Raw genomic sequence first — 25,284 nt, forward strand, 5'->3', positions numbered from 1 at the left:
TGCGCTCGCATCCTTCGCGCTCGGCACCCGAGCAGGCGACAGGTGCGCCGAGTTCGTGTGGCGCACTGGCCGAATGGGCGCGGCGGCGCGGCCGTGCGCACACCCGGTCGAAGGATGACCGGTGTGGTGTGTCCCTATCCGTGGTGGCGGCGATACACCGCGGCAGCGCCGGGGTGCAGGGGTACCGATCCGGTGCCGATGAGGGAACGGGCGTCGAGGAATTGGGTGCCCGCGGCCTCGCTGGGGACCAGGGAATCGGCGTGGGTGAGCAGGACTTCGGTGAGTGCGCCGACCGTGTCGTCGGGCAGGGTCGGGGTGGCGACGAGCAGGTTGGCGACGCCGATGGTGTGCACGGCCGCGGTGTTGGGGTAGGTGCCCGCCGGGATCAGCACCGGGTCGTAGAGGTAGCCGAAGCGTTCCCGCATGGCCGCGGTCAGGGGGTCGAGATCCAACAGCCGCAATGGATTCAACGCCGCCGTGGGCAGACCGCCCGCCCACAGCAGCGCGTCCAGGCGGCCGCCGCTCACCTCGGCGGCCGCGTCGCGCAACGGCAGATGCGTGACGGTCACCTCGGTCGCATCCACACCCGCCGTGGTGAGCAGCTTCTCACCGATATGGGTGGCCCCCGACCCGGCCGCCCCGAGATTGACTCGCGCGCCCCGCAGGTCGGCGACCGTGCGATAGGGACTGTCGACGGCGACGGCCAACTGCAGATAGTTCTCGTAGACGCGGCCGACCGCGGGTGGTCGATCCGGGTCCTCGACCAGTGAATCGGCCAGCACGAGCGCGCAATCGGCGTCCCCGCGCGCGAGCAGGGTCAGATTGTCCAGCGATCCGGCCGTCGCGGTCACCTCGATCCGCACCCCGGACCCGGCGGCCGCGCGCGCCAACAGCAGCGCGAACGCGTGATAGAAACCGCCCGCCTCTCCCGCCGCCAACCGGACCAGGCGATCACCGCCACCGTGCGAGCAGCCCGCCACCCCTGTCGGCACCACCAGGCCCGCCGCCGCGGCGACCGCACCCCGCAATATCGTGCGCCGGGAGATCATCGCCGCACCTGCTGCTCGATCGGGGCGAGCCCGGAAGTCCGCCGTGGGTGAATCACCGCACCGGGCAACCGGTGCCGAGGGTCGGGCAGCCCGCTGGTCGGGCGGTGGTCGAGGCTCACGGCTGCTGTCCCCCGGGGAGTGCGGGCAGGCGGATGACGATCGCGAGCCCGTGTGGGTCGGCGGTTTCGACGGTGAGGGTGCCGTGGCGGGCGGTCACGAGGGCCTGCGCGATGGGCAGGCCCAGCCCGGAGCCGCCGACGCCCGCGGCGGCGGAGCCGCGGAAGAAGCGGGTGGTGAGTTGGTCGAGTTCGGTCGCCGCGACACCGGGTCCGTTGTCGGTGACGGTGATGCGCACCCAGCCCGGCTCGGTGGTCACAGCCACGCGGGTGTGGGTGCCGGCACCGGCGTAGCGGCAGGCGTTGCTCAAGGGCACGTCGAGGATTTGCGCCAGCACCTCGGCCGACACCGCGGTCTCGGCGTGGGAGCCGAGTGCGGCACTCGCGTCGGTGTCGGTCGTGGCCGTGTCGGGTGTGGGGGTGAGGGTCAGGGTCATGTCGGCGTCGTCGAAGGCGTTGTGCCAGGCGTCGATTCGGTCGCGCACCACTTGTACGGCGTCGCAGCGTTCGAGAGCGGGTGCGGTGGTCGGGTCGAAGTCGCGGCCCTCGGCCACGGCCAGGGTGAGCAGCCCGTCGAGCAGCCCGGTCAGCCGCTCCACCTCTCGGGTCGCGCCCCGAAACGTCGCCACCGCCGCGTCGGGGATCGCGGGCTCCAAGGAGTCCAGGCGGATTGTCAACGCGGCCAGGGGGTTTCGCATGGCGTGGGCGGTGTCGTCGACCAGGCGGCGTTGTGCGCGCGTCGAATCGCGTACCGCGGCGGCCATCGAGTCGACCGATTCGGCCACCGCCCGCAATTCCGGTGGTCCGCCGTGGCGGCGGGTCACGATCGCGGGCGTGCGGGGTTTGGGCAGGCTGGCGGTGAGTTCGGCGACCGCGCCGGACAAGCGCGCCAGCGGCCGCAACACCCACCGCGACAGCACCAACGCCAGCCCGGTGAACACCGCCATGGCCGCGAGCGCACCGACGGCGACGATCACCCACACGCGGGTGATGTCGGTGCGGGCGGTCGTGGTGGACGCCGCGATCAGCACCGCGCCGTCCACGTGCAGATCCGAGCCGACCGGGCGCGCGATCAACGCGGTCGCCGGACTCCACGGCAGCAGCCGGGTCACGGTGGCGGGGCGCTGATTTCGTCGCGCCGCGGCCAGCGCGGCGGCGACGTGGATGTCGCGCGGGTCGACGCCGGCGTTGACGATCGCCGCGCCGCGGGCATCGACGATCAGGACCGGTTCGCCGTAGAGGTCGTGGTAGCGCTGCACTTCCATCGCCAGCGCGCGATGGTCACCGAGGCGGTCGGCGGTGACGGTCAAGGCCGCGAACCGGTCGGCGTCGCCGGTGCGGTCACCGATGAGCGCCTGGGTGCGGCTGGTGGCGGCGGTCAGACACAGCGGGACCGCGAACGCCAGCACGGCCACGGTGGCGAACACGGTCAACGCGATCAGCAGTCGGCGGCGCACGCGGCTAGTCGCCCCACCGGTAGCCGTAGCCGCGAATCGTCGTGATCAGTCCCGGGCGGTCGAGTTTGGCGCGCAGTCCGGTCATGTGCACATCCAGCGACCGCGACACCGCCACGAACGCGTCACCCCAAATCCGGTCCATCAACTGTTGGCGGCTCACCGCCGCCCCCGGCCGCTCGGTCAACACCTGCACGAGTTCGAATTCCTTGGCCGTCAACGCGACCGGCACCCCGGCCACCTCCACGCGGCGCGCCTCGAGATCCACGCGCACATCCCCGGTCACCACCACCCGTTCGGTGGGCGCGGCCACCGGGTGCGCGCGGCGGGTGACATTCTCGAGGCGGGCCAGCAGTTCGGCGATGCGCGGCGGTTTGACCACGTAATCGTCCGCGCCGCCGCGTAATCCGCGCACGATGGAGCGTTCGTCACTGCGCGCGGTCACAATGATCACCGGGACGGTGCTGACCTCGCGCAGCTGCCGCAGCACCGTCAACCCGTCGGCGTCGGGCAGGCCCAGATCCAACACCACCGCGTCGAAGCCGCGGTGCGCGGTCAACAGGTCCGCGCCGCGGCGCAGGCGGGTGGCGTGGTGGCCGCGGACGGTGAACGCCTCCACCAACGCCTCACCGACCCCGTCATCGTCTTCGACCACCGCCAACCGCATGGCCCGATTCTCTCCCGACTCAGCGCACCGACACCCGATCGGGGGCCCCGGAGCCTGCGCTGGTGGTGTTGTCCTCGGCGTCGATGCTGGAGTCAGCCGAGGTCTCGCGCATGAAGAAATAGGTGACCAGCGAGATCAACACGCATCCGGACACGTACCAGAAATACAGGGACTCGTGTCCGGCCTTCTTCAACGCCAACGCGATCATCTCCGCGGTGCCACCGAAGATCGCCACCGTCAACGCGTACGGCAACCCGACCCCGAGCGCGCGGATGCGGGTCGGGAACAGCTCGGCCTTCACGATCGCGTTGATCGAGGTGTAGCCGGTGATGATCACCAGCGCGGTCAGCATCAACGCGAACGCGGCCACGGGGTTCTTGGTGCCGCCGAGGACCGTCATGATCGGGACGGTGCCCAGGGTGCCCAGCACGCCGAAGGAGATCAGCAGCTTGCGCCGGCCGATGCGATCCGAGAGCGCGCCCGCGACCGGCTGCAACACCACGAACACCAGCAGTGCCACGAAATTGATCCACGCCACCGTGGATTTCGCGATCCCGGAGGTGTTGACCATGTATTTCTGCATGTAGGTGGTGTAGGTGTAGAACGCGACCGTGCCACCGAGGGTCAACCCGACCACCAGCAGGCATTCGCGCGGATACCGCAACAGCACCGCCAGCGAACCCCGCCCGGTACCGGCGGCGGTGCCGGATTCGGCGCGGAAGGACTCCGATTCGTCCATGCCGCGACGCAGCCCCATCACGATCAACGCCGCGGCCGCTCCGATCACGAACGGAATCCGCCACCCCCACACCGACATCTGCGCCGAGGTCAACATCTGCTGCAACACGATCTGCACCCCGAGGGCCACCAACTGTCCGGCCACCAGGGTCACGTACTGGAAACTGGAATAGAACCCGCGCCGCCCCGGCGAGGCCACTTCTGACAAATAGGTTGCGCTGGTGGCGTATTCACCGCCCACCGACAACCCCTGCAGCAGCCGCGCCACCAACAAGATCACCGGTGCGGCCAGTCCGATCGAGGCGTAGGAGGGGGTCAGCGCGATCAACAACGATCCCGCCGCCATCACCGTCACCGACAAGGTCAACGCGCTGCGTCGCCCGAACCGGTCCGCGTAGCGGCCCAACGCCCACCCGCCGATCGGCCGCATCAAGAACCCGACCGCGAATACCGCCGCGGTCGACAGCAACTGGGCCGTGGCGTCCCCGTCGGGGAAGAACGTCTTGGCGAAATACACGCTGAACGCCGCATAGACATACCAGTCGTACCACTCCACGAGGTTGCCGATCGAACCTCGCATCACGTTCGCCACCACCCGCCGTTCCCCGGCCACGCGTGTCCTACTCACAGCTGTTCTCCCTTACCGACACGAATGCCGCATCGCATTCCGGGCTCCACTGTGGCCGCCGACACACCCTGCGTAGAAGCCCTCGCGCGGTTTCCTAACCGTTCCTTAGGACGATCGGGTGCGCATCGATGCCGGTGAAACCCGCCCGCGGAAGCCGCTGTGCGCCTTACCGTCTGAGAAGGCTTGACTGGTGAGTGGATCGAGACATGCGATGAATGAACCCAATATGTCCCCGGCCGCGTTCCAAGCGACCGCCGCCATCGACCCGAGCGCGGTCGCGGTCCGCAACATCGGCGGCACCCAGAGTTTGACCTGGGGCGAGTACGCCGCCCAGGTGCGGGAGGTGGCGGCCGGGTTGGCGGCCTTGGGGGTCGGGCGCGGGGACACGGTGGCGTTCATGATGGGCAACCGGGTCGAGTTCTATCCCCTCGAAGTCGGCGCCCAGCACACCGGGGCCACCTCGTTCTCGGTGTACAACACGCTCTCGCCCGAACAATTGCATTACGTGTTCACCAACGCCGGGAACAAGGTGGTGATCTGCGAAGCCCAATATGTGGACACGATTCGTGCCAGCGGGGTGCCGATGCACACCATCGTGGCCCTCGATGCCGCCGTGCCCGGCACCATGACCGTGGCGCAGCTCAAACAGTTGGGGCGCAGCGATTTCGACTTCGACGCCACCTGGCAGGCGATCACCGGCGCGGACATCGTCACCCTCTGCTACACCTCCGGCACCACCGGCAACCCCAAAGGCGTGGAGATCTCCCACGCCAACCTCGCCTTCGAATGCCGCGCCTACGCCTCGGTCATGCCGGTCGAATTCGGTGACCGCATCACCTCGTTCCTGCCGACCGCGCACATGGCCGACCGGGTCACCAACCTGTATCTGCACCAATACTTCGGCACCCAGATCACCGTCGTCCCCGACCGCACCCAACTCCCGGCCGCGCTGGCCGACGTGCACCCCACCATCTGGGGCGCGGTACCGCGGGTGTGGGAGAAACTCAAAGCGGCCGTGGAGAACTCCGTCGCTGCCGAAACCGACCCCGCCCGCCGCGCCGGGTTGGACTGGGCCCTCGGCGTAGCCGCTCGCAAGGCCCAAGCGCAACTGGCCGGGGTGGCGCTCGACGACACCCAGGCCGCCGAATGGGAGCGTGCCGACGCCGCCGTGCTGGGGCCCCTGCGCGCGAAACTGGGTCTCGACCAACTCAAATGGGCGCTGTCGGGGGCCGCGCCGATCCCACCGGAAACCCTCGGCTTCTTCTACGGCCTGGGCATCCCCATCTCCGAAGTGTGGGGCATGTCGGAGTTGACCTGCATCGTGTCGGTCAGCCCACCCGAACAGGCCCGCCTGGGCACCGTCGGACGGCTGCTGCCGGGCCTGGAATCCAAAATCGGCGACGACGGCGAATACTTCGTGCGCGGACCCCTGGTCATGCGCGAATACCGGCGCGAACCCGAGAAAACCGCCGCAGCCCTCGACCCCGACGGCTGGCTGGCCACCGGCGACATCATCACCGAAGACCCCGACGGCTACCTGCGCGTCATCGACCGCAAAAAAGAACTCATCATCAACTCCGCCGGAAAGAACATGTCCCCGGCCAATATCGAAAACACCATCAAAGCCGCCACCCCGCTCATCGGCGCGCTGGCCACCATCGGCGACAACCGGCCCTACAACACCGCCCTCATCGTCCTCGACGCCGAAACCGCGACCGCCTACGCCGCCCGCCACCACCTGCCCGACGCCACCGCGCCAACCCTGGCCGCCGACAAGAACCTGCTCGCCGACATCGCCCGCGGCATCGCCGCCGGCAACGCGAAACTCTCGCGCGTCGAACAGATCAAACGTTTCACCGTGCTGCCCACCTTCTGGGAACCCGGCGGCGACGAAGTCACCCTCACCATGAAACTGCGCCGCAAACCCATCGCCGCCAAATACGCCGACCACATCGAGCGCATGTACCAACCCACCCTCGCCGAAGGCGTCCACGAACCCGCCACCGACTGACCGGGATTCGCGGACCCGGGCGTGCATACAACCGGGATAGCAGCACCAGCCGCCCTGTCCGGCAGGACTGAACCCTTCATAACAGAGCATCTGCTCTGTTATGGTGTTCGGTATGCCCCGCCCCCGCACCCACGACCCCGACCTCGTCCTCGATGCCGCCGAAGCCCTGGCCGTCGAGTCCGGGCCCGCCGCGGTCACCATCCGCGCGGTCGCCGCCGCCACCGGGATGTCCAACGGGGCGCTGTATCACACGTTCGGGTCGCGGGCAGAACTATTGGGGCGCACCTGGATTCGCGCCGCCCACCGATTCCTGGCGTTGCAGGCCGAGATGGTCGCCGCGGCTGAGGGCGGGGTCGCCGCGGTCCTGGCCGCCGCCGACGCGCCCGCCGAATTCGCCACCCGCTACCCGCGCTCGACCGACCTGTTCTTTCGAGTGCGTCGCGACGAGCTGCTCGGCGACGACCTGCCCGACACCCTGCGACACGAGATCACCGCCACCCAGACGACGCTGGTGGCGTTGATGAAAACCCTCGCGCGCGGATTGTGGGACCGCGCCGACGCCTCGGCCGTGGACACCGTGACTCTGTGCCTGGTCGACCTGCCGACCGCGATCCTGCTCGAACGCGACCGACTCACCAATCCCGTGGCCCGCCATCAACTGCGGGCCGCCGTGCACGCGGTGCTCGACATCGGGCCCGCGCCCGCTCGACACCGACCCTGAGGAAGGAAAACCCATGCCCACACTCACCTACCGGGACAAGATCGCCGTCTTGGACCTCGGCGAGGACGAGAACCGTTTCTCCCCGGAGTTTCTGCTCGAGGTCGACCGGGCCCTCGACACCGTGCTCGCCGAGGGCGCGCACGCCCTGATCACCACCGCCTCGGGCAAGTTCTACTCCAACGGCCTGGACCTGGACTGGCTCTCGGCCCACGGCGACCGCGCCGAATGGTATGTCGCGCAAGTGCAGTCACTGCTCGCGCGCCTGCTCACCCTGCCCGTGCCCACCGCGGCCGCGCTGCCCGGCCACGCCTTCGGCGCCGGCGCCATGCTCGCCCTGGCCCACGACTGGCGGGTGATGCGCGCCGACCGCGGCTACTTCTGCTTCCCCGAAGCCGACATCCACATCCCCTTCAGCCGCGGCATGGCCGCGCTCATCCAAACCAAACTGACCCCCAAATCCGCGATCGCGTCCATGACCACCGGCCGCCGCTTCGGCGGACCCGACGCCCTGGCCCACGACCTCGTCGACGCCATCGCCGACGCCGACAACCTCACCGACCAGGCGATGGCCCTGCTGGCACCGCTGGGCGCCAAAGACCAAGCCACCCTGGGCGCGATCAAGACCACCATGTTCGCCGACGCGGTCACCGCCCTGACCAACCCCTGACCACCGCCACCGGATGCTCACCGCGGCGAGCGGACCGCGAACACCGCCAACCGGACTCGATTGTCGGCACCGGTCTTGTCCATCAAACGCGCCACATGCTTCTTGACCGTCGTCACCCCCAGATGCAGACGCTCGGCGATCTCGGCATTGGAGTAACCCGCACCCACCAACGCCAACACCTGCCGCTCCCGCGGCGTGAGATCCACCGCGGGAGCAGCGGATTCGACCCCGGCATCGGATTCGACCGCGGCCTCGACCGCGCGCCGCACCAGACGACGCAACAGCGCGGGGGAGAACAACAACTCGCCCTCGTGCACCCGCCGAATCGAGGCCACCAACTGCTCGGGGTCGGTGTCTTTGACCAGATACCCGCTCGCGCCCGCCGCCAACGCCGGAAACACATGCTCGTCATCGTCGAAGGTGGTCAACACCAACACCTTCGCCGCCGGGCGGGCGGCCACGATCGCACGAGTCGCCTCCACCCCGCCCATCCCCGGCATCCGCAAATCCATCACCACCACATCCGGCGCCAACTCCGTCGCCGCCCGCACCGCCGCCACCCCATCGGCGGCCTCACCGACCACCACCACATCCGCACTCGCGCCCACCAGCATCGACAACCCGGCCCGCACCAGCCGCTGATCATCGACCAACAACACCCCGATCACCGCACCACCTCGACCGTCTGCGCGCCAGCGGGTAACTCGGCCTGCACCAGCCACTGCCGGCCCCGCGCCCCGGCTTCGATCACACCGTCGACCAGCGCCGCGCGCTCACCCATACCGATCAGACCGTGCCCGCCGGCCGTGCCCGTGGCGCTGTCGCGCTCGGCGATCGTGTTCACCATCTGCCATACCAGCCCGGAGTCGGTGTGCGACAACGTGATCCGCACCGGCTCGGTGGGATCGGCGTGCTTCATCGCATTGGTCGAGGACTCCTGCACCAGACGCAACAATGTCAGCCGTGTGATCGCGTCGACACCCGCCACGCCGGCGTCGATGTCGGCCTCCACCACGAAACCGGCCGCGCGCACCCGCTCCACCGCGGCCTCGATCTCCGCGGTGACCGCGTGCGCATCCAGCAGCGGCACCGCACTCAACTCCGGATCCCGCAACGCCGCCAACAGTCGACGGATATCGGCCAGGGCACCCGCGGCGGTCTCGCCCACATCGTCGAACACCTCACCCACCCGCGGGTCGAGCCCGCCCAGCACCCGGCGAGCCACCTTGACCCGCAACACGATCGAGGCCATGTGGTGGGCGACGATATCGTGCAACTCCCGCGCCAAGGCCGTGCGCTCCTCGGCGCGGGCCAGCGACCGGGCCTCGACCGCGCGGGCCCGCAGACTCGCCGCCAGCTCCCGCTGACCGCGCACATACAACCCCGCCAACAGCGGCAACCCCACATTGGCGGCCGCCTCCACGAACGTGGCCCCGCGCCAGAACATCGGCGCGTGCCCGCCCCAATGCCCACCCACCCACGCCGCCGCCCACACCACGCTCGCCCACAGGGTCGCCGCGCGCCCGCCCCGCATGACCGCCTCCATCAACGCCACCGCACCCAGATACGGCACCAGCTCCGAGGGCCCCCACGCCGGGATCGCGAACATCGGCAGCGCCAGCGCCGACACCGTCAGCGACACCGCCGTCGGCCACCGCCCACCGAGGGCGAACACCACGCACGCCGCCACGGCAAGCAGCCAGTAAACGAGCGGGACGTGGTATCGGCCCGGGAACGTGCTCGCCGCCAACACCACCGGCGTCAGTGCCAGCGGCAGCCACCGCACCGCCCGCCAGCGCAGCCCACGCCCACCAAGGTCGATCACGCCTCCACGGTAGAGAATCACCGGCCCCACCGGCACACACGGGTCGCGTTAGCACAACGGTTGCCCGCCCGCAAGACTCTGGTGGTCGCGCTCGTGGCCCCGAACGCGGCCACCAGGAGGGCTCGCCGGCCCGGGTGCGCGCCGCAGGCTGGAACTCGACCATCGATTCGAGGAGCCCACCCGTGATCTCGCGACGACGACTGCTCGTCAGCACCGCCGCCCTGTCCGTGACCGCCGCCCTCGGCTGCACCCGCACCGCCCCCGCGCCGCCGCGCCGTCGACTGCTGCCGATCCCGCCGCTGGCCGACTCGCACGTCGATGCCGCCGGGGTCCGTCACTTCAGCCTCACCGCCCGCTCCGGCCACAGCGAGATCCTGCCCGGAATCTCCACCGCCACCTGGGGATACAACGGTGACATGCTCGGCCCCACGCTGCGGGCACGGCGCGGGGAAACCGTGTCGGTCACCGTCACCAACACCTTGCCCGAGGCCACCAGCGTGCACTGGCACGGCATGCACGTGCCCGCCGCCGCCGACGGCGGCCCCCACCAGATGCTCGCACCCGCCGCCACCTGGACCGCGCGGTGGCGCATCGACCAACCCGCCGCCACCCTCTGGTACCACCCGCACCCGCACGGAACCACCGAAAAACACGTCTACCGCGGCCTGGCCGGACTGTTCTACCTCGACGACGACCCCGGCGACCGCCTCGACCTGCCGCGCCGCTACGGCATCGACGACATCCCCCTGGTCATCCAGGACCGCCGCTTCACCCCCGACGGACAACTCGACGAAAAACCCACCAGCACATACGGACTGCTCGGCGACACCCTGATCGTCAACGGCGCCACCGCCGCCCACCACCGCCTGCCCGCCACCCGCGCCCGCCTGCGCCTGCTCAACGGCTGCGCCAGCCGCCTGCTGAACCTCGGCTTCGGTGACAACCGTCCATTCGGGCTCATCGCCACCGACGGCGGCCTGCTCACCAGCCCGGTCCCGCTGCCCCGGCTCACCCTCAGCCCCGGCGAACGCGCCGAAATCATCGTCGACCTGAGCCCCGGCGAGACCGCCACCCTGCGCAGCTTCCCCATCACCACCCGCACCGGCATCGACCGACCCCAACGCTTCGGCTTCGACGACGACTTCGATGTCCTCACCATGCACGCCGACACCACCGCCGCCCCCGCCGACCCGCTCCCGGCGACCCTGGCCACGATCCCGGCCGTGGGCGCCGAGCTGCCGGTCACGCGCGGGTTCGACCTGAAATGGTTCATGATCAACGGCGCGAAGATGGACATGAACCGCATCGACCTGACCATCCCCACCGGCGCGACCGAGGTGTGGTCGGTGCGCAACCTCGAGGACTGGCCGCACAACTTCCATGTCCACGACGTCCAATTCCAGATCCGCTCCATCGACAACGCCCCACCACCACCGGCGCTGGCGGGCTGGAAGGACACCGTCTACACCGAACCCGGACGCGTGTACGAGCTGGCCATGCATTTCGCCGGACCCGCCGACCCCACCCTGCCCTACATGTACCACTGCCATCTGCTCCACCACGAAGACGCGGGCATGATGGGCCAATTCCTCATCCTCGATCCCGGCCAAGCCCCGGCGTTCACTCCCGCGCCCATGGCCGAGCATTCGATGCCCATGCCCGACAACCCGACCGGCGACCCGAACAGCATGGACCCGATGGACCCAGGCGCTCACCACGGCCATTGAGCCGTCGGCCAGCACCACCGCGGTCGGCGGTCAGGAGGTGGAGGCGGCGGCGCGCAGATGCGGGATCAGGCGTGCGGCCACCGCTTCGGGTTGTTCGGCGTGCAGGAAATGACCGCAGCCGGGTAGTTGGGCGTACGGCACCGCCGCATGCTCGGCCAGCACACGCTGCAAGTCCTGCGACATACAGCCATCGCGCAACCCCGACAACGCCAGACTCGGTAGCGGCGCGGGCTGCGACATCAGCACCCGATCGAACTCGCGAGTCGGCTGCTGGGTCAGTGTGAACAGCGACCGGTAGTAGCGGGTCGCCGCCCACGCCCGCAGCGGATCGGTGAAAACCGCTGCGGTGGGCGCGAACTCGGCGTCGGTGAACGCCCACCCCGGCGACCAGCGCCGCCACAGCCCACGCACGAACGCCGCATCCCGGCGGGACAGCAGCCGCGGCGACAACCCCGAGGCCATCACCGGGATATAGGACGACAGCAGCATCTGCTTCGGCAGATACCGCCACATGCCGGTCGCGACGCCGCCGCCGAACGGCGGAATCGCCAACAGCGTCAACGACACCCAACGCTGCGGCTGTTGTTTGGCCGCGATCATCGCCGCGAACGCACCCCAGTCATGGCCCACCAGATGCGTGGGCGGGCTACCCAATTCCTCGTGCCACGCGGTCACGTCCGCGCCGACCGCCATCAGGTCATAGCGTGCCGACCGCGACGCCGAGGCGGGAGTGTAGCCGCGCAGCCACGGGGCCAGCACCTGAAAACCGGCCCGTACCAATAACGGAATCAGCCCGTCGAACGAGTGTGGGGTGTCGGGGAACCCGTGCCACAGCATCACCAGCGGCGCATCCGGGGAACCGAAGCGGCGCGCGGTCAAGGTGAGGCCGTCACGATTCAAGGTGAGGGTGGACTCGGTGAGATCCGATGTCATCGCGATGTTTTCCTACTCGTCGATCAGATTCGCCTCAGCGGCCCCGCCACACCGGTGGCCGTTTCTCCACGAACGCGCGCATCCCCTCGGCCGCGTCCTGTGACGACAGCGCCGCCGCCGCGACCTGGCCCTGCTTGGCGAACGCCTCGGCCACCGACCAATCCGGGGCTTGCTCGATGATCTGTTTGCTGGCCTGGATACTCAACGGCGCGTTCACCGCGATCCGCGCCGCCAACACCAACGCCGCCGCGAGCGCCTGACCGGGTTCGGTGACCTGGTTGATCAACCCGATCTGCGCGGCCCGTGTCGCGGTGATCGGATCACCGGTCAACGCCAACTCCATCGCCAGCGCCCGCGGTAGTCGCTGCGACAGCCGCAACACCCCACCGCCCACCGCGACCAGACCACGTTTGACCTCCGGAATCCCGAACGTCGAATCCTGCGCGGCCACAATCAGATCCGCCGCCAACGCCAACTCACACCCACCCGCGAGCGCCGGACCCTCCACCGCGGCGATCAACGGTTTGCTCGGCGGCGCCGACACGATGCCGAGGATGCCGCGTTTCTCGGTCACCGGCACTTCACCACGCGCGGCGGCCTTGAGATCCATTCCGGCGCTGAAGAACCCGCCCGCCCCGGTCAGGATCGCCACCCGCGCGTGCGGGTCGGCCTCGAAGGCGTCGATCGCGCGCTCGAGCCCCAACGCCGTGGCCAGATCGATCGCATTGCGGGCCGCCGGACGATTGATCGTGATGATCATGACGTGGTCGCGGCGCTCGATCAGCACCGGAGCCGGTGGCGGCGACGGCAACTCGACCCGCTCACCACCGGTCAGCGAGATCGTGTCACCGGTGACGGTGACCGGTCGACGCAACCAATCCGAGTCGGTCAACCCCGCCAGGACCTCGGAGTCGTTGGTACGCAACAGAACTCGCTCGCCCGCAGGCGTGAGCAGGCTCATGATCGCCGCCTCGGGTAGTCCGTCGCGCCCGTAGGGAAGGGTATAGGCCTCCACCACCGCTTCCCCCTCAAAGCCGGTGCGGGCCGGGCGGGCGGGGGGATGCTCGATGACCGGGGTCAGATGCCGGTACGCCTGGCGCGGCGGGGTCGCGGAATACACGCCGAGCGCGTGTTTGGTCAGATACCAGCCCAATGAGGTCGCCAGACCGAAGGATTCCGGTTCGGCACGCAACCGCTGCACCAGGGTCGCCACCGCGTGCCCGCCGTAATTGTTGCCCGGCCCGCCCCCGAAGGTCAGCCCACCGGTCACCGACAACGGCCGCTTCGGATCATCGATCGGCAAACCCAACTCGCGCGCGGCGATCTGCACCGCCACCGGGAAACACGCGTACAAATCGATGTGGGTCAGATCCTCGACGCCGATCCCGGCATGCTGCAACACCGCCGCACCCAGCCGTGCGATGGCCGGGGAGGCGGCCAACTCGGCGCGTTCGCTGACGAACCACTCCTCACAACCCGAGGCGCCCGCATGCAGAAACACCCACTTGTCCTGCGGCACACCGGCGGCCTCGGCCGCGGCGGCACTGGCCACGATGATGCCCGAAGCCATGTCCACGCTCAGGTTCGCGCATTCGAGCTTGGTGTAGGGCGCGCAGACCGCGCGGTTGACGTCGGTGACCGTGGCGATCTGCGCGGGCGAGAACTCCTGGGGCTGCCACGCATTCGGATTACCCGCCGCCACCGCCGACAGCCGCGACCACAACTCGGCCACCGCGCCCGCGTGCTCGGCGGGCGTGCGACCCAACCGACCCCGATTGGCCGACTCCAACAGCGCGTACATGGTGATCGGAGCCTGCAAACCCACCGCCGTCTCGGCCGCATTGTTGGCGGGCTTGTCGATCCCGACCGTGCGCGTCGGGGCCACCGTCGCATCCTGCACCGGCCAATCCAAGTCGATCCCGGCCCGCTGCGCCGCCGCCTGGGTGGCACCGGCCTCCGCGCCGGTCACCAACACCAGCTCATAGGTGCCGGCCGCGATCGCCGCGGCCGCCTCGTTGAGCACCAACTGCCCGCCGTCCCCGCCGAAGGGACTCGACTGCACCGTCTCGACCTCGCCCGCGCCGACCGCCGCGGCCACCAGCGCACCCAAATCCCGGTACTGCCACGAGGTCGGGGCGACCGCGAACACCGCGTCCGCGCGCGCCAACAACCCCGACCCGGCCCCGCAATCCTGTGCTGCGGCCCGCAACGCCCGCACCGCCAACTGCGACGGATCGGCATACCCGGCATCGGGGGTGCGTGCCACCACCTGCCCGACCCCGATCAACACCGGCGTGTTCGGAGCCAACACCACCCCCGAAGCCCGATGCCGCACCGCCTTCGCCGCCGCCCGCCCGGCACCGGGCGTGGTCCGGGCCGCCGCGATCGCGGCCGGCAACCCGGCCAGCGAATCACGCAACGCCTCGCCCAGCGCGCGTGCCACCGTCGCCCCCAACGGGCCCTCGATCGGCTGCCCCGACAGCCCCGCATCCACGAACACGATCGACCCGGACCCGTTGGGCGCCACCGTGATCCACAAGCCCAGGACCAGGCCTTGGGGTCCGGTGCCGCGCAATGCCAGCCCGCTGTCGCCGACCTCGGTGACGATCCACCGCAGATCCGCTGGAATCCCCATGAACTTGGCGATCTGGGTGAACTCCACACCCACCGCCGCCGCACCCGGCGCCTCGCCCCGCCAGCCGCCGTGGAAGCTCACCCAGTCGGCCAGCCCGGACAACCGGGCCAGATACGCCAGCGTCGCCGCCGCCCCGGTCTCGAGCTCCCGCTCGGCGTGCACGGTGCGCGCATATTCGGCCAGCCCGGGCGGCAACCGATGCTCGGCCGGGGCGGGCGCGGTCTCGGATTCGCTTCCCAGACCGGTGAATCCGGCGATCAGCTCCCGCACGATCCGCGGATCGCGGCGCACACTCTCGAGCAACTGCCCGCCGGCGCGCAACCCCTTGCGCACGCCGCCGCCGCGCTCGAGGCCCTGCTCGACCACCGCCCGCAACCGCCGCAACCCCGCCACCGCATCCACGGCCCCACCTCCACATCGAGGACACCGAAACACCTTCCGGCCCTCACGGTATCGACGCCACCGGCCCACCGGAAGACAGAACGACGGTAAACACCCGACTTCGCACCCCCAACCCCCACTTCGCACCCCCGCACCCGGCGGGGTGAGCGGCGCGCACGCTCACAGCGCGCGGGAAAACCACACCTGATCCAGCATCCGAATCCCGTCGACCTCCACGAACTCCGGATAACCCCGCTCGGGGGTGAACACGTCGGCCACGATGCGCGTCATCCGGAACCCGCAGCGCTGATAGAAGCGCAGATTCCCGACATCGGCGGTCGCGGTGGCCAACTCCAAGCGGCCCACCCCGGCCGTCGTGGCCGCGGCCACCACCGCCTCGATCAACCCCCGCCCCACCCCGGTGCCCCGATACGGTTCGGCCACCGCGGTATTGGTGATCTCCCACACCGACCCCTCGGCCGCCGGCACCGCCTGAATGTGCCCGATCACCTGCCCGGATTCGTTGCGCGCCACCCACACTCGCCCGCGCCCCAGATAGGCCGCGAGGAGCTGTTCGGAATCCTCGGCCAACCGAAACGACCACGCGATGTCCGCGCGGTCGCCGTGAAACTCCTCGACCCGCACCACATCCGGCATCGTCAGAGCAGCGTCCGGCTCAGAGTCTGATGCCCAGCAGCGCGTCGACCGCATCGGCGATCAGCCCGGGCGCGCTGGCATCGGGGCCGCCGTAGGTCAACGCCTGCTGCGCCCACGCGTCGATCGCGGCCAGAGCCTTGGGAGTGTCGAGATCATCGGCCAGATGCTGACGCACCCGCGCCACCGTATCGGCCGCGTCCGGACCCGAGCCCAGTGCCGCCGCCGCCCGCCAGCGCTGCAGTCGCGAAAGCGCCTCGGCCAGTACCGCATCCGACCACTCCCGGTCACTGCGGTAATGCCCGGCGAACAACCCCAGCCGGATCGCGCCCGGATCGGTGCCCGCCCGCCGCAGCTTGGACACGAACACCAGATTGCCGCGCGACTTCGACATCTTCTCGCCATCCAAACCGATCAGCCCGGCATGCACGTAATGGCGGGCGAAGCGGCGGCCCTTCACCAACGCCTCGGCGTGCGCGCACGAATACTCGTGATGCGGATAGATCAGATCACTGCCCCCGCCCTGCACATCGAACTCGCTGCCGATGCGATTCAACGCGATCGCCGCGCACTCGATATGCCAGCCCGGGCGTCCCGCCCCGAACGGCGCGGGCCACGACGGCTCACCCGGACGCGCCGCCCGCCACAACAACGCATCGATCGGATCGCGTTTGCCGGGGCGATCGGGGTCCCCGCCGCGTTCGGCGAACAGTCGCTCCATGGTCGCCCGGTCGTAGCCGGACTCGTACCCGAACTGCTCGGTCGCGTCGTGACGGAAGTACACATCCGGATACTGGTCGTCGGCGACCACATACGCCGCCCCCGACGCGAGGAGCTTGTCGACGAGTTCGACCACCTCGGGCACCGACTCGATCGCGCCGATGTAATCGCGCGGCGGAATCACCCGCAACGCGGCCATGTCCTCACGGAACAACTCGATCTCACGGGTGCCCAACGCACGCCAGTCGATGCCGTCGCGCTGGGCACGCTCGAACAGCGGATCATCGACATCGGTGGTGTTCTGCACGTAATGCACCTCGTGCCCGCCATCACGCCAGATCCGGTTGACCAGATCGAAGGTCAGATAGGTGGCCGCGTGGCCCAGATGCGTCGCGTCATAGGGGGTGATGCCGCAGACATACATGGTGGCCGTGGGTCCCGGGGTCACCGGGCGCACCTGCTTGTCGGCGGTGTCGTACAAACGCAACGCTGGTCCGGATCCGGGGACGGTCGGGACAGCGGTATCGGACCAGGACTGCATGACTCGAGGTTAACGCCGAGATCGCGGTGCGCCCCCGCCGCCCCCACACCGGTGTGCCGCGCGACACGCACCCGCCCGGGCCGACCTGCACCCTAGTCCCCGCCAGCGGTGTGTCAACGGTTGCAATCACGACGAAGCGAACGTTGCGCTCGACCCGAGCCGAAAGGCACGCGCGCCGCGGGTTAAAAGCCGGTGGCGCGCAGCACGATAGACCGTGGCGCGCGGCGCTCAGAACGCGGGCCAGGGGATCGGACGCGACCCGCTCGGCCCCGGCATCACCGGATCCTGCAACAGGGCCCGACCGCGCGCCTCGAGCGCGTCGATCTCGGTGTCGGTGATCAACTCCGCCAGCCGATCACCCAACTCTCCCGCGATCGCCTTCACCAAAACCGTGACGTCGGTGAGCATTTCATCGGCGATCCGCTCACCGGCCCACCCCCACAACACCGTGCGCAACTTCGGCTCGTGATGCAGACAGATCCCGTGATCGACCCCGTACACACGCCCGTCGGCACCCAACAGGGCATGCCCGCCCTTGCGGTCGGCGTTGTTGATCAACACATCCAACACCGCCATCCGCCACAACCGCGCATCGCCGGCATGCACCAGCGACACCGGATGCCCCGCCGGATCCAACGCCCGCAACACCTCGAGATAGCCCTCGGGCACCTGCCCGACCGGGCACAGATCCACCAGATCCGGCACCGACTCGTCGTCGACGGTATCGATCCAGCGTTGCACCATCCCCGGCCCGAAAGGCCCCTCGCGCAGGATGGTTTCGGGAATCACCCCCCACCCCAACGCCTGGGACACCAGATAGGAGGCGACCTCGCGGGCGGCCAGGGTGCCGTCGGGAAAATCCCACAGCGGCCGCTCCCCGCGCACCGGCTTGTACACCACCCGCAGCCCCGACCCCGCCGCCTCACACACCAGGGTCACATTGCTGGCGGTGGTGACCTGCCCGATCACCGTCAACTCGGCGGTGCCCAGCGGGTCGTCCACAGCCTCAGTCCTCGTCCTCGTCATCGATCTCGGCGACACCGAAGATATCGCCGCGCTTGTAGCCGTTGGTACGCACACACATGTGCCCCTTCGACGAGAGCGGCTCCCCGCACAACGGGCACGGCGGGCGCCCGGCCGCGATCACCCGCGCCGAGCGCAACGAGAACTCCCGCGCCTGCTCCGGGGTCAAGAACACCCGTACCGCGTCGGGGCCCTCCTCGGTGTCGTCGAGCACCACCGACTCGTCGACCTCGGTCTCGGTGATCGCCAACAACTCCACCACCACCGCGCCCGCGTCCGCGTCCCAGCCCAAACCCATGGTGCCGACCCGGAATTCGGCATCGATCGGGGTGATCAACGGCGCGGTGTCGGCCACATCGGCGGCCTGCGGAGGCACCGAGGTGCCGAAGCGGCGCTGCACCTCGTCCAGCAGCAACCCCATCCGATCGGCGAGCACCTTCACCTGCTGCTTCTCGAGCAGCACACTGATCACGCGCGGATCCTGCACGGCCTGCAGGTAGAACGCGCGGTCGCCCGGCTCGCCGACGGTGCCCGCGACGAAACGATCGGGGGTGCGGAAAATATGGATTGCTCGGCCCATTGCACCTCCATTCGGTTCACTCACACTGATGAATCGGGGCGTTCCGCTACCCCATTATCCGTACTGTCGGTGGTACCCGTTTCCCCGCCGGGCACCGGGCCCGTACGCGATTCGCCGCCGGTTCGCGGTGAAATCGCCGCCAACCCGGACAGATCCGGGCCGGTGTCATTGACCCGCCACACATACGGGGCGGTCGGGGTGTAGCGGACGACGCTGATCGAGGCCGGTTCGACCACGATCCGCTGGAAACCATCGAGATGAATGCCCAACGCATCGGCCAACACCGACTTGATGACATCGCCGTGCGTGCACGCAATCCACAACACATCGCTACCATGCCGGGTGGCCAATTGCCGATCTCGTTCGCGGATAGCGGACACCGCGCGAAACTGAACCTGCGCCAAGGACTCTCCGGAGGGGAAGGTCGCGGCGCTGGCGTGGCGCTGCACCACCTTCCACAACGGCTCGTTCACCAGATCGGCGAGGGCCTTGCCGGTCCAGTCGCCGTAATCGACTTCCAGGAGCCGTTCGTCGGGTTCGGCCTCGAGGCCGAGCTTGTCGGCCAGCGGGGCCACGGTGCGCTGGCAGCGCAGCAGCGGCGAGCACACGATGTGTTCGATCGGCAGCGATCCCAGCCGGGCCACCAGCGCGTGGGCCTGGTCGCGGCCACGGTCGGTCAGATCGACCCCGGCGCTGCGCCCGGCCAGGGTGCGGGCGGTATTGGAGGTGGACACGCCGTGCCGCAACAGGATCACCGTCACCGGGACAGCCTACCGACTAGGTCGCCGACACGACGCCGGTCGACAACAGCACCAGCATCAGCGCACCGAGCGCGATGCGGTAGCCCACGAACCAATCCAGGGAATGCCGGGTCACGAACTTCAACAGCCACGCCACCGACGCGTACCCGACCACGAACGACACGATCGTGGCCACCAGCAGCTGCGGACCCGAGGCGTTGAGGCCCTCACCGGCGGGTTCGAACGCATCGGGCAGGGAGAACAATCCCGACGCGACCACCGCGGGAATGGCGAGCAGGAACGAGAACCGCACCGCGGCCTCGCGGGTCAACCCGCAGAACAGGCCCGCCGACGAGGTGGCCCCCGACCGCGACACGCCCGGGATCAACGCCAGGCATTGGGCCAGACCCATGATCAGGCCGTCACGGGTGGTGAGCAGTTCGATCGGGCGACGCGCGCGCCCGTAGGCCTTGCCCGAATACCATTCCGCCGCCGCGATCACCAGCGCGAACACGATCAACATGATCGAGATCAGCCACAGATTCCGTGCGCCGGTACGGATTTGGTCCTTGAACACCAATCCCAGCACGCCGATCGGGACGGTGGCGATGATCACATACCAGCCCACCCGATAGTCCAGGGCGCGCTGGGTGTCGGGATCGGGGCCCAAGCCGAAGCGCCCGTCGTCGGTCAGTACCGGCAGCCGGGTGGTCGCGCGCTCGTGCAGCGGCACCGATTCCCGGTGCGGCGCATGGACTTTCCACCACAGCGTGGTGCACCACGCCACCAGGATGCGCCAGATGTCCTTCGCGAAATACACCAGCACCGCCGCCTCGGTGCCCAACTGGGTGACCGCGGTGAACGACGCGCCCGCGTCGTCACCGAAGAACACCGCCGAGGTGATGCGCAGATGCGCCGAGGAAGAGATCGGCAGAAACTCCGTCAAACCCTGCACCAGGCCCAACACCAGCGCCTGCACCCACGTCATCGACTCGCCCACACACCCTCCAGTCCGAATTCCCTACCGCCACAGCAGCATCGGCCGCGACAGCATCGTTTGCCCGCCGCAGCGCCACCGCCTGCCACCGCATCACTGCCCGCCGCGATGCCACTACCTGCCACGGCTTCGTCGGCGCGGCAACGCCGCTACCCGCCACAGCACTCGTGCCCGTCGCGGCAGTAACGCCGGTAGTGGCACCGGTGGTCGCCGAGCGCCCTCGGCCACCGCCGCGCCTTTCCGGGCAACCGCGCCAGCGCATCCCAACGGCGCGCCCGGTGGCGCAGGCGCGCCGCAACACCGCAGCGACCCTACCGGCCCGTGTCCGAATTCGGACACGCACGCGGGATTTTCGGCTCGACCCGCCGCGCAGGAGACGGCCATAGCGGGGCGCACGCGTCGGCTGCGCCTAGGCTGACGCGTGTGACGAAAGTGCAAGCGCGGTGATGGAACAACGCACGGTCGGCCGCAGCGGACTGCGGGTCTCGCGGCTCGGGCTGGCCACCCACACCTGGGGCCGCGAAACCGATGCCGAAGACGCCGCCGCCCAACTGATGGCCTTCGTCGAGGCCGGCGGCACCCTGGTCGACACCTCGCCCGCCTACGGCGACGGCGCCGCGCAACACATCCTCGGCGAACTGCTCTCCGAGATCGGACGCGAAGACCTCGTGCTGAGCGGAAACGCCGGATACACACCGATACTGGCCGACACCCCCGCCGACACCCCCGCGGCGGTGCGCTGGACCGTCGACGCCTCCCGGCGCACCATGATGCGCCAACTCGACCACACCCTGCGCCAGTTGGGCACCGACCACCTCGACATCTGGTCGGTCGCCGCCTGGGACCCCCACACCCCCCTCGAGGAAATCGCCGACACCCTCACCTGGGCGGTGCGCTCGGGCCGGGTGCGCTACGCCGGCGCCCGCGGCTACGACGGCTGGCAGCTGGCCACCCTCGCCGCCGCCGCGCCCCTGACCGCCACCCACATCCCCTACTCGCTGCTCGCGCGCGGGGTCGAACACGAATTCGTGCCCGCCGCACAGCATCACGGCATCGGCGTCATCGCCACCGCACCCCTGGCCGGGGGCATCCTCACCGGCAAATACCGCGACGGTGTGCCCGCGGACTCGCGCGGGGCGGACGAGGCCACCGCCGCGGAGATCATCGCCGGACTCGACGACCGCGCGGTGCGCGTGGTCGACGCGGTCGTCACCGCCGCCGACGGTCTGGGCACCTCCCCGCTCGCGGTGGCCATCGCCTGGATCCGCGACCAACCCGGGGTCGCGTCGATGCTGGTCGGGGCCCGCGACATCGGGCAGCTCACCGGAATCCTGGCCGCGGAAACCCTCGAACTGCCGCGGGCCATCGCCGCGGCCCTGGGAGACGTGAGCGCACGCACAGAATGAGCAAGGCTACCCTTACCGGCATGAGGTGTCTCGTGAATGCCCGCCCGGCCATCCGCACGCTGCTGATCCTGGTGCTGGGCCTCGGTCTGGTCGCGGGCGTGAGCGCCTGCGGCAACGGCACTTCGAGCACCACCGGCCAGCGCGGACCCGTCACCGCCAGCGTCGGCGACCTCGACCCGGTCCCCATCGGGCCCGAACCCACCCCGGTGCTGCCCGCCACCGTCACCTCCTTCGACGGGTCGCCGGTCACCGTCACCGACACCAGCCGCATCATCGCCGCCGACCGCTACGGCACCCTCGCCCAAACCGTCGTCGCGCTCGGACTGCGCTCGAAACTGGTGGGCCGCTCCAACTCCGCGGCCTTCCCCGCCGTCAAGGACCTGCCGACCGTGTCGAGCGGTTCGGGCACCTTGAGCGTGGAAGCCGTTGCGGCACTGCGACCCAGCGTGTTCCTCACCGACACCACCGCGGTCACCCCCGCCCTGCGCGAGCAACTCAAAGCATTGGGCATCACGGTCGTCTACTTCGACGACAAACGCACCCTCGACGGGGTCGTGCCGCAAATCCAGGCCGTCGCCGACGCATTGGGCGTCTCGCAGGCAGGCAAGGCACTGGCCAAACGCACCACCGACGAGATCGCGGCGGCCACCGCGTCGGTGCCGCACCAGGATGCCAAACCCAAGATAGCGTTCCTGTATCTGCGCTCCACCGCCATCACCATGATCTTCGGGCCCGGCTCCGGCGCGGAATCGCTGATCAGCGCCATCGGCGGCATCGACGCCGCCACCGCCTCGGGCATCACCCAGGACTTCCTGCCCATCACCAGCGAAGCCATGATCGCCGCCGCCCCCGACGTGCTGCTGGTCATGAGCGACGGGCTGGCCTCCGTCGGCGGCGTCGACGGCCTCGAGAAAGTCCCCGGCGTCGCCCAAACCCCCGCCGGACGCGACCGCCGCGTCGTCGACATGAACGACGCCGTACTGCTGTCCTTCGGCCCCAACACCGGCCGCGTCCTGACCGCCCTGATCAAGGCCGTCTACGGCACCCCCACCGCATGAGCGACCCCCTACCCCCGCAACCGAATTCGGTCGGCTCCACCTCGATCAACGACACCGAGCGCGAAGCCGTTGCCGTGCAACGGTTCCCGGCCAGCGTCGACCCCGAACCGGCCGGTCCGCGGAGTCGGTCGCGGCTCACCGTCGTCTTCGCCGCCGCCGTGGTCGCGCTGGTGGTGCTCGCGGTGATCTCCGCGGGCATCGGGCAGGTGCCGACCAGTCCCGCCGAAGTCGCGGGCAGCTTCTTTCACCATTTCGGCCTGGACTGGGGGCCGATGCCGCATCACCCGGCCGGGGATGTGACGTTGTGGCAGGTGCGATTCCCGCGCGTGGTGCTCGCCGTGCTCGTGGGCGCGGCGCTGGCCACCGCGGGCGCGCTGCTGCAGGGCGTGTTCGCCAACCCCCTGGCCGAACCCGGCGTCATCGGCGTCTCGGCCGGTGCCGCGGTCGGGGCGGGCACCGTCATCGTGATCGGGGGCGCGTTCACCGCCGCCTGGTCGGTGGCCGGGGGCGCGTTCGTGGCCGGATTGGGCACCACCGCCCTGGTGTATCTGCTGTCGCGCTCGGGTGGGCGCACCGAAGTGGTCACCTTGATCCTCACCGGTGTGGCCATCAATGCCTTTGCCGGGGGCCTGATTTCGTTCCTGCTGTTCAAAGCCTCCCCGGCCGCCCGTGATCAGCTGGTGTTCTGGCAGATGGGCTCGCTCAACGGCGCCACCTGGCAGGCGGTCAACGTGGTGTGGCCGCTGACCCTGGCGGGGATCGCGGCCGCGGTGTGGATGGCCCCGCGCCTGGATCTCCTCGCGCTCGGCGAATCCGCGGCCCGCCACCTCGGCGTCGACGTGGAACGGTTGCGGCGCAACATCATTGTGGTGGTCGCGGTGCTGGCCACGGCCGGGGTCGCCTTCACCGGCATCATCTTGTTCGTCGGATTGATCGTCCCGCACGTGGTGCGCATGCTCGTCGGCCCCGCACACCGAGTGCTGATCCCGCTCTCGGCCATCCTCGGCGCCGCGGTGCTGGTGGCCGCCGACATCGGCGCGCGCGCCCTGGTCCACAACGCCGACCTGCCCCTGGGCATGATCACCTCCCTGGTCGGTGGACCGTTCTTCTTCTGGCTGCTGCGCCGCACCCGCTCGCGCGCGGGAGGCTGGGCATGAACCGACTCCGCGACCTGGCCACCGTGTTTCGACGCCCACCCGCGCTGCCCGAGCCCCCCGAACCCGGCACCGCCACCCTGCGCGCTCGTCAGGTCAGCGCCACACGCGGTGCGCGCCCGGTGCTCGACGGCATCGACTTCGAGGTCATCGCCGGACAGATCGTGGCCCTGGTCGGCCCCAACGGCGCGGGCAAATCCACACTGCTGGCCGCCTTGGCCGGAGAACTCGAATTGACCGGCGGCAGTGTCGAACTCGACGGACACGCCCTGACCCACTGGACCCACCTCGAGATGGCGCGCCGCCGCGCGGTGCTGCCGCAAGCCCACACCGTCGGATTCCCGTTCACCGCCCGCGAGGTCGTGGCCATGGGCCGGGCCCCATGGGCGCGCACCGCCCGCCAGGACGAGGACGACACCGCCATCGCCGTCGCCATGGCCGCCACCGATGTCGAACGTTTCGCCGCCCGCCCGTTCCCGGCGCTGTCGGGCGGTGAACGCGCCCGCGTGGCACTCGCGCGCGTGCTGGCCCAGGACACCGCGACCCTGCTGCTGGACGAACCCACCGCCGCCCTCGATCTCGGCCACCAAGAACAGGTCCTGCGCCTGGCCCGTGAACGCGCCAGCGCCGGGGCCGCCGTCGTCGTGGTGCTGCACGATCTCGGGGTCGCCGCCGCCTACGCCGACCGCGTCGCGGTCCTCGAGGCCGGACGCATCGCCGCCGACGGCCCACCCCGCGACATCCTCACCCCCGAGCTGCTCACCCGCGTCTACCAGCATCCGGTCGACGTGTTCGACCACCCGCGCACCGGGGCGCAACTGGTGCTGCCCGTGCGCGGGCGCGACGAGAACCGGTGAGA

General features: G+C 69.8%; 22 protein-coding genes. 8 read left to right on the forward strand and 14 right to left on the reverse strand.

Annotated features, from left to right (window positions below; translation table 11 throughout):
* Window positions 1-134 precede the first annotated feature (134 nt).
* The 4 genes from VMT65_RS24885 to VMT65_RS24900 all read right to left on the reverse strand — a co-directional run bounded on the left by VMT65_RS24885 (window position 135) and on the right by VMT65_RS24900 (window position 4,604).
* Window positions 135-1,049, reverse strand: a complete 915-nt coding sequence (locus VMT65_RS24885; RefSeq protein WP_326310804.1) for a TAXI family TRAP transporter solute-binding subunit — start codon at window positions 1,047-1,049, stop codon at window positions 135-137.
* 115 nt (window positions 1,050-1,164) lie between these two features.
* Window positions 1,165-2,622 carry a sensor histidine kinase gene (locus VMT65_RS24890; protein WP_326310805.1) on the reverse strand — a complete coding sequence of 486 codons (1,458 nt, stop codon included), beginning with the start codon at window positions 2,620-2,622 and terminating at the stop codon, window positions 1,165-1,167.
* Window positions 2,623-2,626: 4 nt separating this feature from the next.
* The gene (locus VMT65_RS24895) at window positions 2,627-3,286 is read right to left on the reverse strand and encodes a response regulator transcription factor (protein WP_326310806.1); all 660 of its coding nucleotides are present in this window, start codon (window positions 3,284-3,286) and stop codon (window positions 2,627-2,629) included.
* A gap of 19 nt (window positions 3,287-3,305) precedes the next feature.
* Window positions 3,306-4,604, reverse strand: a complete 1,299-nt coding sequence (locus VMT65_RS24900) for an MFS transporter (RefSeq protein WP_326311194.1) — start codon at window positions 4,602-4,604, stop codon at window positions 3,306-3,308.
* Window positions 4,605-4,863: 259 nt separating this feature from the next.
* Between VMT65_RS24900 and fadD11 the strand changes: the two genes are divergently transcribed.
* From fadD11 to VMT65_RS24915, 3 genes are all read left to right on the forward strand, one after another.
* Window positions 4,864-6,663, forward strand: a complete 1,800-nt coding sequence (gene fadD11 / locus VMT65_RS24905; RefSeq protein WP_326310807.1) for a fatty acid--CoA ligase FadD11 — start codon at window positions 4,864-4,866, stop codon at window positions 6,661-6,663.
* Between the two features lie 112 nt (window positions 6,664-6,775).
* Complete coding sequence (locus tag VMT65_RS24910; protein WP_326310808.1) at window positions 6,776-7,384, forward strand: helix-turn-helix domain-containing protein; 609 nt, start codon at window positions 6,776-6,778, stop codon at window positions 7,382-7,384.
* A gap of 13 nt (window positions 7,385-7,397) precedes the next feature.
* Window positions 7,398-8,051: an enoyl-CoA hydratase-related protein gene (locus tag VMT65_RS24915; protein WP_326310809.1), complete on the forward strand. Its 654-nt coding sequence runs from the start codon at window positions 7,398-7,400 to the stop codon at window positions 8,049-8,051.
* Window positions 8,052-8,068: 17 nt separating this feature from the next.
* Here VMT65_RS24915 and VMT65_RS24920 read toward each other — a convergent pair whose 3' ends face one another.
* The gene (locus VMT65_RS24920) at window positions 8,069-8,719 is read right to left on the reverse strand and encodes a response regulator transcription factor (RefSeq protein WP_326310810.1); all 651 of its coding nucleotides are present in this window, start codon (window positions 8,717-8,719) and stop codon (window positions 8,069-8,071) included.
* A complete protein-coding gene (locus tag VMT65_RS24925; RefSeq protein ID WP_326310811.1) occupies window positions 8,716-9,876 on the reverse strand; it encodes a sensor histidine kinase in 1,161 nt (386 codons plus the stop codon). Before VMT65_RS24925 ends, VMT65_RS24920 begins: the two co-directional genes overlap by 4 nt.
* A gap of 182 nt (window positions 9,877-10,058) precedes the next feature.
* On the opposite strand from VMT65_RS24925, the gene VMT65_RS24930 reads away from it, so the two are divergent.
* Window positions 10,059-11,603: a multicopper oxidase family protein gene (locus tag VMT65_RS24930; protein ID WP_326310812.1), complete on the forward strand. Its 1,545-nt coding sequence runs from the start codon at window positions 10,059-10,061 to the stop codon at window positions 11,601-11,603.
* A gap of 30 nt (window positions 11,604-11,633) precedes the next feature.
* Here the strand turns inward: VMT65_RS24930 and VMT65_RS24935 are convergent, their stop codons facing one another.
* The 8 genes from VMT65_RS24935 to VMT65_RS24970 form a co-directional block, all read right to left on the reverse strand.
* Window positions 11,634-12,536: an alpha/beta fold hydrolase gene (locus VMT65_RS24935; RefSeq protein WP_326310813.1), complete on the reverse strand. Its 903-nt coding sequence runs from the start codon at window positions 12,534-12,536 to the stop codon at window positions 11,634-11,636.
* 34 nt (window positions 12,537-12,570) lie between these two features.
* A complete protein-coding gene (locus VMT65_RS24940; protein WP_326310814.1) occupies window positions 12,571-15,573 on the reverse strand; it encodes a crotonase/enoyl-CoA hydratase family protein in 3,003 nt (1,000 codons plus the stop codon).
* A gap of 159 nt (window positions 15,574-15,732) precedes the next feature.
* A complete protein-coding gene (locus VMT65_RS24945) occupies window positions 15,733-16,209 on the reverse strand; it encodes a GNAT family N-acetyltransferase (protein WP_326310815.1) in 477 nt (158 codons plus the stop codon).
* Between the two features lie 19 nt (window positions 16,210-16,228).
* Window positions 16,229-17,467, reverse strand: a complete 1,239-nt coding sequence (gene mshC, locus VMT65_RS24950; protein WP_326310816.1) for a cysteine--1-D-myo-inosityl 2-amino-2-deoxy-alpha-D-glucopyranoside ligase — start codon at window positions 17,465-17,467, stop codon at window positions 16,229-16,231.
* A 228-nt stretch (window positions 17,468-17,695) separates the two neighbouring features.
* On the reverse strand, window positions 17,696-18,493 hold the full coding sequence (locus VMT65_RS24955; protein WP_442790300.1) for an SCO1664 family protein: 798 nt from the start codon (window positions 18,491-18,493) through the stop codon (window positions 17,696-17,698).
* On the reverse strand, window positions 18,474-19,070 hold the full coding sequence (locus VMT65_RS24960) for a DUF3090 domain-containing protein (RefSeq protein WP_326310818.1): 597 nt from the start codon (window positions 19,068-19,070) through the stop codon (window positions 18,474-18,476). The genes VMT65_RS24955 and VMT65_RS24960 overlap by 20 nt, the downstream gene beginning before the upstream one ends.
* A 20-nt stretch (window positions 19,071-19,090) precedes the next feature.
* Window positions 19,091-19,831, reverse strand: a complete 741-nt coding sequence (locus VMT65_RS24965) for a histidine phosphatase family protein (protein WP_326310819.1) — start codon at window positions 19,829-19,831, stop codon at window positions 19,091-19,093.
* A 16-nt stretch (window positions 19,832-19,847) separates the two neighbouring features.
* Window positions 19,848-20,810, reverse strand: a complete 963-nt coding sequence (locus VMT65_RS24970; RefSeq protein WP_326310820.1) for an undecaprenyl-diphosphate phosphatase — start codon at window positions 20,808-20,810, stop codon at window positions 19,848-19,850.
* Between the two features lie 443 nt (window positions 20,811-21,253).
* On the opposite strand from VMT65_RS24970, the gene VMT65_RS24975 reads away from it, so the two are divergent.
* Genes VMT65_RS24975 through VMT65_RS24990 form a run of 4 tightly spaced genes read left to right on the forward strand, consistent with a single transcriptional unit; the run spans window position 21,254 to window position 25,282 of the window.
* Window positions 21,254-22,213 (forward strand): aldo/keto reductase, encoded by a 960-nt coding sequence (locus VMT65_RS24975; protein ID WP_326311195.1) that lies wholly within the window; start codon window positions 21,254-21,256, stop codon window positions 22,211-22,213.
* 20 nt (window positions 22,214-22,233) lie between these two features.
* Window positions 22,234-23,271, forward strand: coding sequence for a heme/hemin ABC transporter substrate-binding protein (locus VMT65_RS24980; protein WP_326310821.1), 1,038 nt, complete (start codon window positions 22,234-22,236; stop codon window positions 23,269-23,271).
* Entirely contained in the window at window positions 23,268-24,428 is a 1,161-nt protein-coding gene (locus VMT65_RS24985) for a FecCD family ABC transporter permease (protein WP_326310822.1), read from the forward strand. The genes VMT65_RS24980 and VMT65_RS24985 overlap by 4 nt, the downstream gene beginning before the upstream one ends.
* On the forward strand, window positions 24,425-25,282 hold the full coding sequence (locus VMT65_RS24990) for a heme ABC transporter ATP-binding protein (protein ID WP_326310823.1): 858 nt from the start codon (window positions 24,425-24,427) through the stop codon (window positions 25,280-25,282). The genes VMT65_RS24985 and VMT65_RS24990 overlap by 4 nt, the downstream gene beginning before the upstream one ends.
* The last annotated feature ends 2 nt before the right edge of the window (window positions 25,283-25,284 follow it).

It is taken from the genome of Nocardia sp. CDC153, assembly GCF_035818515.1.
In the GTDB taxonomy this organism is placed as follows: domain Bacteria; phylum Actinomycetota; class Actinomycetes; order Mycobacteriales; family Mycobacteriaceae; genus Nocardia.